This is a genomic window from Streptomyces sp. NBC_00887 (assembly GCF_045207585.1).
On sequence record NZ_CP108788.1, the window covers coordinates 8,162,731 to 8,175,536 of the forward strand.

The 12,806-nt window shown below is 70.2% G+C and carries 11 protein-coding genes; 4 read left to right on the plus strand and 7 right to left on the minus strand.

Features of this window, described 5'->3' with window-relative positions; genetic code table 11:
* The first annotated feature begins 94 nt into the window (after positions 1–94).
* Positions 95–2,140 (plus strand): beta-galactosidase, encoded by a 2,046-nt coding sequence (locus tag OG844_RS37185; RefSeq protein ID WP_406389221.1) that lies wholly within the window; start codon positions 95–97, stop codon positions 2,138–2,140.
* 76 nt (positions 2,141–2,216) lie between these two features.
* Positions 2,217–3,773 carry an arabinogalactan endo-beta-1,4-galactanase gene (locus OG844_RS37190; protein WP_406389219.1) on the plus strand — a complete coding sequence of 519 codons (1,557 nt, stop codon included), beginning with the start codon at positions 2,217–2,219 and terminating at the stop codon, positions 3,771–3,773.
* A 3-nt stretch (positions 3,774–3,776) separates the two neighbouring features.
* On the opposite strand, the gene OG844_RS37195 is transcribed toward OG844_RS37190, so the two are convergent.
* From OG844_RS37195 to OG844_RS37225, 7 genes are all read right to left on the minus strand, one after another.
* On the minus strand, positions 3,777–4,784 hold the full coding sequence (locus tag OG844_RS37195; RefSeq protein WP_406389217.1) for a VOC family protein: 1,008 nt from the start codon (positions 4,782–4,784) through the stop codon (positions 3,777–3,779).
* 99 nt (positions 4,785–4,883) lie between these two features.
* Entirely contained in the window at positions 4,884–5,249 is a 366-nt protein-coding gene (locus OG844_RS37200; protein ID WP_406389215.1) for a cupin domain-containing protein, read from the minus strand.
* Between the two features lie 171 nt (positions 5,250–5,420).
* Complete coding sequence (thpD, locus tag OG844_RS37205; protein ID WP_406389214.1) at positions 5,421–6,314, minus strand: ectoine hydroxylase; 894 nt, start codon at positions 6,312–6,314, stop codon at positions 5,421–5,423.
* Positions 6,315–6,319: 5 nt separating this feature from the next.
* Positions 6,320–6,718 (minus strand): ectoine synthase, encoded by a 399-nt coding sequence (locus tag OG844_RS37210; RefSeq protein ID WP_037691652.1) that lies wholly within the window; start codon positions 6,716–6,718, stop codon positions 6,320–6,322.
* Between the two features lie 63 nt (positions 6,719–6,781).
* Positions 6,782–8,050, minus strand: a complete 1,269-nt coding sequence (gene ectB / locus OG844_RS37215) for a diaminobutyrate--2-oxoglutarate transaminase (RefSeq protein ID WP_406389213.1) — start codon at positions 8,048–8,050, stop codon at positions 6,782–6,784.
* 73 nt (positions 8,051–8,123) lie between these two features.
* On the minus strand, positions 8,124–8,654 hold the full coding sequence (ectA, locus tag OG844_RS37220) for a diaminobutyrate acetyltransferase (protein ID WP_406389211.1): 531 nt from the start codon (positions 8,652–8,654) through the stop codon (positions 8,124–8,126).
* Between the two features lie 336 nt (positions 8,655–8,990).
* The gene (locus OG844_RS37225; protein ID WP_406389209.1) at positions 8,991–10,097 is read right to left on the minus strand and encodes a pyridoxal-phosphate-dependent aminotransferase family protein; all 1,107 of its coding nucleotides are present in this window, start codon (positions 10,095–10,097) and stop codon (positions 8,991–8,993) included.
* A gap of 102 nt (positions 10,098–10,199) precedes the next feature.
* Between OG844_RS37225 and OG844_RS37230 the strand changes: the two genes are divergently transcribed.
* Both OG844_RS37230 and OG844_RS37235 read left to right on the plus strand, forming a co-directional pair.
* Positions 10,200–11,300, plus strand: a complete 1,101-nt coding sequence (locus OG844_RS37230; protein WP_406389207.1) for an amidohydrolase family protein — start codon at positions 10,200–10,202, stop codon at positions 11,298–11,300.
* 315 nt (positions 11,301–11,615) lie between these two features.
* A complete protein-coding gene (locus tag OG844_RS37235; RefSeq protein ID WP_406389206.1) occupies positions 11,616–12,764 on the plus strand; it encodes an SCO1860 family LAETG-anchored protein in 1,149 nt (382 codons plus the stop codon).
* Positions 12,765–12,806: the final 42 nt, after the last annotated feature.

Sequence of the window (12,806 nt, forward strand, 5' to 3'; positions counted from 1 at the left end):
CAATGGTTGTTGCTGTGCGGTTATGTTGGGCCTGCGTCGCCACGAGTGTGTGTGCACGTTCCCAGAAGTTGTTCCAAAGAGCCAGGAGACGTCCATGCCGCACTCAGCGCCCGCTGCCACCCCGATCGGTCTGCACAAGCTGGCCTTCGGCGGCGACTACAACCCCGAGCAGTGGCCCGAGGAGGTCTGGCACGAGGACGTGCGCCTGATGCGGGAAGCCGGCGTCACCATGGTCAGCGTCGGGATCTTCTCCTGGGCGCTGCTGGAACCCGAGCCGGGCAGCTACGACTTCGGATGGCTCGACCGCCTCCTGGACCTGCTGCACGTCAACGGCATCCGCGCCGACCTCGGCACCCCCACCGTGGCCCCGCCCGCCTGGTTCTACCGCGCCCACCCCGAAGCCCTCCCGGTCAGCCGCGACGGGGTCCGCCACGCCTTCGGATCACGCGGCGCGATCTGCCACAGCTCGGCCCCGTACCGTGCGGCCGCCGCGAACATCACCGAACAGCTCGCCCGCCGGTACGCGAAACACCCGGCCCTCGCGATGTGGCACGTCCACAACGAGTACGGCGTCCCCGTCAGCGCCTGTTACTGCGACAACTGCGCCGCCCACTTCCGCCGCTGGCTCACCGATCGGCACGGCTCCGTCGAAGCGGTCAACGAGGCCTGGGGCACCAACTTCTGGGGCCAGCGCTACCGCACCCTCGACGAGATCGACCCGCCCCGCACCACCCCCACGGTGGGCAATCCCGCCCAGCAGCTGGACTACGCCCGCTTCGCCGACGCCACGATGCGCGAGAACTTCACCGCCGAACGCGACATCCTGCACCGGCTCGCCCCCGGCGTCCCCGTCACCACCAACTTCATGACCGCCCTCAGCCAGTGCGACTCCGTCGACTACTGGGCCTGGGGCCGCGAGGTCGACATCGTCACCAACGACCACTACCTGATCACCGACGGCCGCCGCACCCACGTCAACCTCGCCATGGCGGCCGACCTCACCCGCTCCGTGGCGGGCGGCGCCCCCTGGCTGCTCCTGGAGCACTCCACCAGCGGCGTCAACTGGCAGCCCCGCAACCCCGCCAAGCGCCCCGGCGAAATGGCCCGCAACAGCCTCGCCCACGTCGCCCGCGGCTCCGAGGGCGCGATGTTCTTCCAGTGGCGCCAGTCCCGGCGCGGCGCCGAGAAGTTCCACTCCGCGATGGTTCCGCACGCCGGCACCGACTCCCGTGTCTGGCGGGAAGTGACGGCGCTCGGTGCGGGCCTCGGCCTGCTGGAGGGCATCCGGGGCACCCGTACCGTCGCCGACGCCGCGATGCTCTGGGACTGGCAGTCCTGGTGGGCGCAGTCCCTGGAGTGGCGCCCCAGCGAGGACCACGACGCCCGCGAGCGCGCCGACACGTTCTACGCCTCGCTCTACGACCGCCACCTCACCGTGGACTTCGCCCACCCGGACGCCGACCTGTCCGCGTACCCCCTCGTCGTCGTCCCCGCCCTCTACCTCGCCACCGAGGAGACCGGCCGCAACCTGCGCCGCTACGTCGAGAACGGCGGCACCCTCGTCGTCTCGTACTTCTCCGGCATCGTCGACACCCACGACGCCGTGCACCCCGGCCCCTACCCGGGCGCGCTGCGGGACGTCCTGGGCCTGACGATCGAGGAGTTCTCCCCGCTCGGCGAAGGCGAGAACGTCCGCCTGATCACTCCCGAGGGCGCACCCGAAGGACCGGAACTGACCGGCGACCTCTGGACGGACGTGGTGATCCCGCGCGGCGCCGAGACCCTCTGGTCCTACGCCGACGGCATCCCGGGCGGCCGCCCCGCCGTCACCCGCAACAGGCTCGGCAAGGGCACCGCCTGGTACGTCTCCACGCGGCTCTCCGGCCCCCACCTGGACGCCGTCCTGGACCGTGCCTGCGCCGACGCCGCCATCACACCGCGCGTCGGCCTCGCCCATGACGTCGAGATCGTACGGCGCACCGGGGACGACGGCACGTACCTCTTCGCGATCAACCACACCGGCACCGACACCGAGGTGGCGCTGGACGCCCCCGGCACCGAACTCCTCACCGGCGAGCCCGCCGCCCACTCCCTCGCCGTCCCGGCGGGCGCGGTGCGCGTCGTACGGCTCGACGGCTGAGGCGCACCGAGAACCCCCGCAGGACCCGCACACACATCCCCCGTTACCCCGCACAACTGTCGAAGGGACATCGACGATGTACGGAACGACGCACACCCGCAGAGCCGCAGGAACGGTGGCCGCACTCTCCGGCCTGCTGTTCGCCGCCCTCCCCGCCCAGGCCGCCCACGCGGCCACCACCCCCGCCAACCCCGGTTTCGAATCGGGCAGCACCGGCTGGTCGACCTACTCGGCGGGCGGGCAGTCCGCCGCCTCCTTCACCGAGGCGGGCGGCCACGCAGGCAGCACCAGGCTCAGCCACTGGTCCGCCTCGGCGTACAAGGTCGAGACCTACCAGTACCTCTCCGGTCTCACCGACGGCACGTACACCCTCAGCGCCTGGGTCCGTTCCGGCGGCGGCCAGAACTCCGCCTACATGGCCCTGCGCAACTGCGGCGGCGCCGAGCAGCGCACCGACCTGCCGCCCACCGCCAACGGCGCCTGGATCCGGCTCGTCACCTCCGTCAAGGTGACCGGAGGGGCCTGCACGATCAGCCTCAACTCCGACGCGCACGCGGGGGAGTGGGCCAACTTCGACGACATCACCTTCACCCGGGGCACCACCGGGCTGAGCGTCAAGGGCGGTGACCTCTCCACCCTCCCGAAGAACGAGGCGCACGGCGCCACGTACCGCAACGCGAGCGGTACGGCCGGCGACGCGATGACCATCCTCAAGAACTCCGGGATGAACTACGTGCGTCTCAAGGTCTGGGTGAACCCGGCCGACGGCTACAACAACAAGGCCCGTGTGCTCGCCATGGCCAAGCGCGCCAAGGCACTCGGCATGAAGACGCTCATCGACTTCCACTACTCCGACGCCTGGGCCGACCCGGGCAAGCAGAACAAGCCCGCCGCCTGGGCCGGCCACAGCTACAGCCAGCTCCGCACCGACGTCTACAGCCACACATACGACGTGCTGAACGCGCTGAAGGCCCAGGGCACCACCGCCGACATGGTGCAGATCGGCAACGAGACCAACGCCGGAATGCTGTGGCCCGAGGGGTCCACGGACAACTGGTCCCAGCTGGCCGGCCTCCTGACCTCCGGGGCGAACGCCGCCAAGGCCGTCTCCTCCGGTACGAAGGTGGCGCTGCACCTCGCCAAGGGCGGCGACAACGCCGGCACCCGCTGGTGGTTCGACAACGCCGTGTCGCGGGGCGTCCCCTTCGACGTCATCGCCCTCTCCTACTACGGCTACTGGCACGGCTCGCTGTCCGAGCTGCAGACCAACCTCGACGACACCGCCTCCCGGTACGGAAAGCCGGTGCTGGTCGCCGAGACCGCGTACGCCCACACGCTCGCGGACGACGACGGCCTGGAGAACAACGTGGCCACCGCCTCCCAGCTGGTCACCGGCTACCCGGCGACGCCGGCCGGCCAGGCCGCCAACCTCCGCGACGTCATGAACGTCGTCGAGGCCGTCCCGAACGGCCGCGGGCTCGGCGCCGTCTACTGGGAGCCGTCCTGGACCGCGGTCACCGGCAGCGGCTGGGACCCGGCCGACCCCTCTTCGGGCAACGCGTGGGAGAACCAGGCGGTGTTCGACTACGACGGGAAGCTGCTCCCGGCGGCGAGCTGGTTCTCGCACCGGTAGGGGTTACAGGGGCGCGCCGTGCCACTTCCACGAGGTGACACGGTCGCGGCCCGGGAGTTCGGCGCGGCCGGTGGACCAGAGCAGGACGGCCCACCGGTCCTCGTCGTCCGGCGCACCGGGGAAGAGCCGGGCCAGCACCCGGTCGCACAGATCCGCGGGCGGCGCCCAGGACAGGGACAGGCCCTCGGCGATGTCGTGGGTGTGCACGAGGGTCTCCACGATGCCCATCGCGGCGAAGCCCTCCGGGTCGGAGAGCCCGAACACATGGTGCGAACGGACGTCCGCCGGAGTCGTCCGCACCATCGCCGTGAGCAGGGCGCCGCTCGCCTCCAGGGTCTGCAGCAGCCCGGCGGACCCGGCCGCCGGATCCGCGAAGATCGAGTTCGCCGGGCCGCCCTCGCGCTCCGCAGCCCACCGATAGGGCACTTCGGTGCCCGTCGGCGGCTTCCGGGGGCCGAGCTGGACCGCGTACGCGAAAAGATCGTCGCTCAGGTGCTCGACGGTCTCCCAGCAGCTCCACTCCAACGACCCCGCCGGTGCGTGCCAGTTGTCCGCCGGGGACTCCTTGAGGACGTCGACCGCGAGATGCACGGCCCGTGCCACGTCGTCCGCGGAGACCGGCATCCGGGTCCCGCTCAACGCCGCGCGCTCGGCGGCGCTGCACTCCACGCAGAACTCGTTGCCCTCGGGGTCGGCCATCGTCGCCCAGCCCCGCCCGTTGGGCTTGCGGTGGTCGGCGACCAGCGTGGCACCGAGAGCGAGCAGCCGCTCGACCTCCGCGTCACGGCTGCGGTCGTCGGGGCGCAGATCGAGGTGGACGCGGTTCTTGGTGCGTTTGGGTTCGGGAACCGTGACGAAGAGCAGTGCGGCACGAGGCGTCTCGACGAGCGCCTCGGGGTCCCCGGGCTCGTCGTCGTCGGACACGGAGGAACCGAGGACCTCGGCCCAGAAACCGGCCAGCTCGTAGGCGTCGGCGCAGTCGATGGTGACGTGCTGTACGAGGGATGTCATGGGCGCCACCCTCTCCGCTGACCCGGTCCGAGGTCCAGCGACGTGAACGGACGGGGTGGGGCCCGCGGTGGTGGACGCCGGTGGCGCTCCTCGTTCCCGTCAGCCGAGGATCTCGGCCGCCTTGGTCATCGGCCCCCCTGCGTCACCGGTGTTCATCGTTCCCGCCGGTTCGAACAGCAGGATCGCGGTCTCCTCCTCGGCCACGGGGCAGTGTTCGACACCGCGGGGCACCACGAACAACTCGCCGGGCTCCAGCACCACATCGGTATCCCTGAGCCGGATCGTGAGCCGCCCGCTGATGACCAGGAACAGTTCATCGGTGTCCTCGTGGGAGTGCCAGACGAACTCCCCTTTCAATTTGGCCAGTTTGACCTCGTAGTCGTTGAGGACAGCTACCTTCTTCTGCGACCACAGGTCGCTGAACTGCGAGAGCTTGTCAGCGAGGTTGACAGGAAGAGCGGACATGGACACAGGGAGTCCTTCCTCGAGGGACGGCGGCCTCTCAGGTGGCCGCCCGGCGTCACGAGCCTGCCGTGCTCGGGCTCCGCACGTCTTGTACGTTCCTGGCAATGGCCGAAGAACGCCGGAGGGGCGGGACGCGTGACGCGACCCGCCCCTCCTGACCGTCGTACGTCCCTACTTCACCGGCGTGAAGTCGCGCGCCCCGATGAACTCGGGGCGGCGGATCGGAGCCGCGAAGGGCTCCTCGGCCGTGTTCTCCACGCTGTTGAACACGATGAAGACATTGCTGCGCGCGTACGGGGTGATGTTGTCCCCCGAGCCGTGCATGCAGTTGCAGTCGAACCAGGTCGCCGAACCGGCCCTGCCCGTGAAGAGCCTGATGCCGTGCCGGTCGGCCATCTTCGTCAGCGCCTCGTCGGACGGGGTGCCGGCGTCCTGCATCTGCAGTGACCTCTTGTAGTTGTCCTTCGGCGTCTCGCCCGCACAGCCGAGGAACGACTTGTGCGAACCGGGCATGATCATCAGCCCGCCGTTGGTGTCGTAGTTCTCGGTCAGCGCGATCGAGACGGACACCGTCCGCATGTTCGGCAGGCCGTCCTCGGCGTGCCAGGTCTCGAAGTCCGAGTGCCAGTAGAAGCCCGAAGCACCGAAGCCCGGCTTCACGTTGATCCGGGACTGGTGGACGTACACGTCCGAGCCGAGGATCTGACGGGCCCTGCCCACCACGCGCTCGTCGCTCACGAGCCGGGCGAAGACCTCACTGAGCTTGTGGACCTCGAAGACGGACCGCACGCTCTGCGACGTCGGCTCGATGATCGAGCGCTCGTCGGCACGGACCGCGGGATCGGCGATGAGCCGTTCCAGCTCGGCGTGGTAGCCGGCCACCTCGTCGTCCGTGATGATCTGGTCGACGGTGAGGAAGCCGTCCTGCTCGAAGCCCTGTAGGTCCTTCGCGGCGACGGGACCGGGTACGCCCGGCGCGGACCAGATGACCGGGTCCTGGCGGGGAGTGGTCATCTCGGCGGCGCCGCGCGAGGGGTACAGGTCGGCGCGTACTTCGGTGGTCATGGGGTTCAGCCCTCCTCTGTCAGCAGCGGATAGACACCGTTCTCGTCATGGTCCTCCCGTCCGGTGACGGGGGGGTTGAAGACGCACACGCAGCGGAAGTCGGTCTTGGGCCGCAGCGTGTGGTGCTCGTGCCCGTTCAGCAGGTACATCGTTCCCGGGGAGATCCAGTGCTTCTCGCCGGTCTCGTCGTTGGTGAGCTCGGCCTCGCCCTCGGTGCACAGCACGGCCTCGATGTGGTTCGCGTACCACATGGACGTCTCCGTGCCCGCGTACAGCACGGTTTCGTGGAGCGAGAAGCCCACCTTCTCCTTGGCGAGCACGATGCGCTTGCTCTCCCAGGTGCCGGAGGCGGCCTTGACATGCCGGTCGGTGTTCTCGATGTCACTGAACGATCGGACGATCACGGTGGGATGGTGCCTTTCTCTTCTGTACTGCTCAGCTGTGCCTGCCCCGGGGGCGTACCCCGGTCAGGCGGTCTCACGGACGGACCGGGCCAGTGTGCGCAGGCCCTCGTCCAGCTCTTCGGGGGTGATGGTCAGCGACGGAAGCAGCTTCACGACCTCGCTCTGCGGGCCCGAGGTCTCCAGCAGCAGGCCCAGCTCGAAGGCGCGGGCGCAGACGGCGGTGGCGCGCGAGGCGTCGGGGAACTCCAGGCCCCAGACCAGGCCGCGACCGCGGAAGTGACCGCCGAGCTGCGGGTTCTCGTCGCAGATCGCGAGCAGCGCACGCTCCACCTGCTCGCCGCGTGCCAGGGTCTGCTTCTCCATCTGGCCGTCCGCCCAGTAGGCGTCGAGCGCGGCGGCGGCCGTGACGAAGGCCGGGTTGTTGCCGCGGAAGGTGCCGTTGTGCTCGCCCGGCTCCCAGATGTCCAGCTCGGGCTTGAACAGGCAGAGCGCCATCGGCATGCCGTAGCCGCTGATGGACTTCGACAGCGTGACGATGTCCGGGACGATGCCGGCCTCCTCGAAGGAGAAGAAGCCGCCGGTACGCCCGCAGCCCATCTGGATGTCGTCGACGATCAGGAGCATGTCCTGGCGGTGGCAGAGGTCCTGGAGCGCGCGGAGCCACTCGGCGCGGGCGACGTTGATGCCGCCCTCGCCCTGCACGGTCTCCACGATCACGGCGGCGGGCTTGTTGAGCCCGGAGCCCTGGTCCTCCAGGAGCCGCTCGAACCACAGGAAGTCGGGGACCTGGCCGTCGAAGTAGTTGTCGAACGGCATCGGGGTGCCGTGCACCAGCGGGATGCCGGCACCGGCGCGCTTGAAGGCGTTGCCGGTCACGGCGAGCGAGCCGAGCGACATGCCGTGGAAGGCGTTGGTGAACGAGACGACGGACTCGCGGCCCTTGACCTTGCGGGCGAGCTTCAACGCCGACTCGACCGCGTTGGTGCCGGTCGGGCCGGGGAACATCACCTTGTACGGCAGGTCACGGGGGCGCAGGATCACGTTCTGGAAGGTCTCCAGGAAGGCGCGTTTGGCCGTCGTGGCCATGTCCAGACCGTGGGTGATGCCGTCGCGCTCGATGTAGTCGATCAGCGCGCGTTTCAGCACCGGGTTGTTGTGGCCGTAGTTGAGGGATCCGGCACCGGCGAAGAAGTCGAGGTACGAGTGTCCGTCCTCGTCCGTCAGCCGGGCGCCCTGCGCGCGGTCGAAGACTGCGGGCCAACCGCGGCAGTAGCTCCGTACTTCCGACTCCAGGGTCTCGAAGACACTCAGGGCGGGCGGGGTGATGGTCACAGCGAATCTCCTGCTCGAGGGGGGTGTGACGGGCGGTGGGTGAGGCGCGCCCGGGCGGGGGGCGGGTCAGGCCCTACGCGTGGAGCGGGCCGATGCGGTACAGGACCTCCGGCAGGTGCGTTCCCTCCGGGAACAGCCCGCCGTCGAAGAGCACCTCGCGCTCCAGGGGAACGTCGTGGCGCTGCGCGAAGGAGGTGAACAGGCGGTCGGACGCGGTGTTGTCCGGAGTGACGGTCGTCTCGACCGAAGCCAGGCCCTGGGCGGCGGCGACGCGGGTGGTCAGGGCGTCCAACAGCGTGGCGGCCAGTCCCCTCCCGCGGTGGGCACGGTCGACGGCCACCTGCCAGACGACGAGCGTCTCGGGGCGGTCGGGGCGGATGTATCCCGTAACGAAGGCGACCGGGGCGCCGTTCTCGTCGCGGGCGACCACGGAGGTCGCCGCGAAGTCACGGCACCACAGCAGGTAGCTGTACGAGGAGTTGAGGTCCAGGACCTCGGAGTCGCGGGCAAGGCGCCAGATCGCGGCTCCGTCCTCCACTCGCGGGGTGTCGATTCTGAGGAATTCGCTTCGGGCACGTGCAAAGTCTGCTGGTGCTGCGGTCATGCGAATTGAATTTACCCAGCAAAAATCAAAATTGCATCGACGTAGAGGGTTGGGCGAGAGGCCTCACTGTGTTATCACGCGGGTGCGATCCGGGCCGGATCGGTGGACGTTTTCTCGCCATTTGACCGGAATTTATCCGGCATAACGGCCTCTCTGTGGAGTCGGTCACAGGGCTGTAACTCTCGTGACACGCATCCGGATTACGCGGCCCGGCCATGTCGGAACTGGGGCGTTTAGCTGCGAGGAAAGCGGGAAGAAGAATGCGGGGAGCTGCTTCGGATAAAGCAGCTCCCCGCATTCATCGATTCAGGCTCCGGATTGCGGATCCGGGTGAATTCACTTCCCCGGCCAGGTTTCCGACACGGCCTTGCGGGCAGCCTCCGGGTCGGTCGTCCGTCCGGCGCCGTCCAGTGCGGCGCCCAGGGCGGCGAGGGAGGACCGCACCGCGTCCGGCGTCGCGTCCACGCCGTAGTGGTTGACCCGGATCATCTCCTTGGACAGCGCGCCGCCGCCCGCGATCAGCGGCAGCGACCGGTCGGCGGCGAGCGCCCGCTCGACCAGGGCGGAGGCGTCGACGCCCTCGGGGGCGCGCAGCGTCGTGGCGACCGGCGCCGCGTCGCGGGCGTCGTGGACGTACGGCTCCAGCCCGCCGCCGAGCGCCAGGGCGCCCGCCCGGGTCGCCGCCGCCGCCGAGGCGTGCCGGGCCATCAGGGAGTCCAGGCCCTCGGCCTCGATCCGCTCCAGACAAGCCTCCAGCGCCAGCATCTCCAGCTGTGCGGGCGCGTGCAGCAGCGCCTTGCGCCCACCGTCGATCCAGCGCGTCTTCCAGTCCAGGAGAGAGAGGTACGAGTGCCGCGGGGCCTTCGGGTTGGCCGAGATCCGCTCCCAGGCCCGCCCGCTCACCGACACCGCCGAGACCCCGGCCGGGCCGCCCATCGCCTTCTGGGCGCCGATGACACACAGATCCACGCCCCAGGCGTCCGGCAGCAGCGGCTCCGCCCCCACCGACGCGACGGCGTCCAGCATGAACAGCGCGCCGTGGGCCCGGACCACCTCGCCGATCTCCGCGACCGGATTGGTGTTGCCCGTCGCGGCCTCGGCGTGCACCAGCGACACCAAGTCGATCTCCGGGCGCGCGGCGAGCGCCTGTGCGACCTGCTCGGCGGTGACCGCCGTGTGGAACGGCACCGCGAGATCGACGACATCGGCGCCGCAGTCGCGCAGCCAGTTCCCGAAGGTCTGGCCGTAAGGACCCGTGACGATGTTCAGCGCGGTCGAACCGGGCCCGGCCCCGCCCCGGATGCAGCCTTCGAGGGGCAGCAGCGCCTCGCCCTGCATGATGACGACGTCCTGCTCGGTGGCGAGGAGGCCGGCCACCCGACGCTCGATCGCCGCGAAATGCGCGGCGGTGAGCGGGGGAAGGCCGAGGAAGGGGTGCGTCACGGTGGTGCTCTCTTCGGATCGGTCCAGCTGCGGTCAGCGCTTGCGTCGAGGGTACCCAGCGCCTCTTCGGGAGCCTTGTCCACCGCCTCGTACAGTGCTGGTATGAGTGATCACGAGGTGGCCCCGGTGCTGCGGATCAAGGGGCGGGTGCTCGTCGGCCCCGACGACGTCAGGGACGGTCTCTGGGCCGTCGACGGGCGGATCACCTACGAGCGGCCGCCCGGCGCGGACGACGCGGTGACCGTCACCGGCTGGGCCCTGCCCGGTCTCGTCGACGCGCACTGCCATGTCGGCCTCGACCGCCACGGGCCCGTCGACGCGGCGACCAGCGAGAAGCAGGCACTCAGCGACCGGGAGGCGGGCACGCTGCTCATCCGGGACGCGGGATCACCCTCCGACACGCGGTGGATCGACGACCGCGAGGACCTGCCGAAGATCATCAGGGCGGGCCGTCACATCGCCAGGACCCGCCGGTACATCAGGAACTACGCCCATGAGATCGAGCCCGGTGACCTGGTCGCGTACGTCGCGCGGGAGGCGAGGCGCGGGGACGGCTGGGTGAAGCTGGTAGGCGACTGGATCGACCGCGACGCCGGCGACCTGACCGCCTGCTGGCCGCGCGCCGAGGTCGAGGCAGCCATCGCCGAGGCGCACCGCCTGGGCGCCAGGGTCACCGCACACTGCTTCGCCGAGGCGGCCCTGCGCGACCTGGTGGAGGCCGGGATCGACTGCATCGAGCATGCGACGGGGCTGACCGAGGACACCATTCCGCTCTTCGCGGAGCGAGGCGTCGCGATCGTCCCGACGCTGGTCAACATCGCCACGTTCCCCGCCCTCGCGGCGGGCGGCGAGTCCAAGTTCCCCCGGTGGTCCGCACACATGCGGCAGCTGTACGAGCGCCGCTACGACACCGTGCGCGCGGCGTACGACGCGGGCATCCCGGTCTTCGTCGGCACCGATGCGGGCGGCTCGCTGGCCCACGGCCTGGTGGCGGCGGAGGTCGCCGAACTGGTGAAGGCGGGCATCCCGCCCCTCGAAGCCCTCTCCGCGACGGCCTGGGGCGCCCGGAAGTGGCTCGGCCGGCCGGTGCTGGAGGAGGGCGCTCCGGCGGACCTGGTGGTGTACGACGAGGATCCGCGGGCGGACGTGCGCGTGCTGGCGGATCCGCGGCGGGTGGTGCTCGACGGACGGGTGGTCGGCTGACCTGCCGGGGGAGGCGCCGAGTTGACCGGCAGGTGACCAGGCCGCCGCCCACTCGTTGAAGCACCTTGTTGCGTCTCCCCGTCGTTCGGTGACCGCGCTGCCCACGCTGGGCGAAAAGAGTGACTCCGGGGAACTCCTGTGCCGGAATATTCGAAGAGGCACGCGAAAACCCCCCTTTGGAGTGAACTGACGCCAGGTGTCTGTCAGTTCACTCTCAGTGAGTGAAGATTCACGGAGTCGAGGCCCCCGGCGCACGCGATGTCCCCCATTGACGGCGCCGGAGGGCTCCATGTCTCTTGTGGGGGTTCCACCATTTTGAACAGCAACACCTTCCGCCTGGCTGCCCTGGCGGTCGCCGCCGCGCCCGTCGCACTGCTGGTCGCCGTCCCCGCACAGGCCGCCACCGCGACGGCGCCGGCCACCCCGGCCGAAGGCCGCGGAAAGGCGAGCGCGGTCGTGCTCCGTGCCGCACTCGACGTCTCGCTCCTGAACAAGTCGGTCGAGGTGCCGCTCAAGGCCACGCTGAACGAGGTGCAGGCACCCGCGAGTGCCGACGAGACCGCGCTCAGCGTGGAGCTCGACGGAGCGGAGCGTGGCCGCCCCGTCCATGTGCTGAAGGCTGACGTGGCCACCGCGAAGGCGACCGTCGACAGGCGCAGGGCCGAGGGCTACACCAACCTCGTGAAGGCCCGGGTGCATGTGCCCGGACTGCCGCTGCTCTCTCTCGTCGAAGTCGAGAAGGTCACGTCCAAGGCGCTCTGCGAGGTGGGGAAGAAGCCGGTCGCGGAGTCGAACGTGCTGGGGCACGTCTCGGTGCTCGGCAAGCGGGTCAGGCTGACCTCGGGCGGTCGGACGCAGGTCGAGGTACCGGGCGTGGGCGAGGTGACCCTCGACCTGTCGAGGACCAGCACCACCTCACGCACGGCCGCCGCGACGGCGCTCCAGCTGCGGGTGTCCGTGAACCCGGGCAAGCTCAATGTGGCCGATGTGCAGGGAGAGGTCACGCTGGCCGAGGCCACGTGCAGGACGCCGAAGGGCCATGGCGGCTCGGAGGACGGCGGCGCCAATGACGGCGGTTCGCACAACGGCGGTTCGGACAACGGCGGTTCGGAAAACGGCGGTTCGGACAATGGCGGTTCGAGCGCCGGCGGTTCGGACAGTGGCGGTTCGGACAGTGGTGGGTCGGACAGCGGTGGTTCGCAGGACGGCGGCTCGACCGCCGGTTCCTCCGGCAGCGGCGGCTCGACCGGCGGATCCGGGGACACCGGCAGCACGGGCGACAAGGGCGATGCCGTGGACGTGAAGCCCCAGACCGGCGCCGACCCGGTCCAGGCAGCCGGCAGCGGCGACCTCGCCGAGACCGGATCCAGCTCCTCGCCCCCGTACATCGCAGCCGGTGCGGCCCTTCTGCTGGCGGTCGGCGCCGGAGCCACGGTCGTCGCCCGCAGGCGCGCCCGGAGCTGAACCGCCCGAGGGGGAATGGGGCGGGGCGGGAAGCGGCGTTCG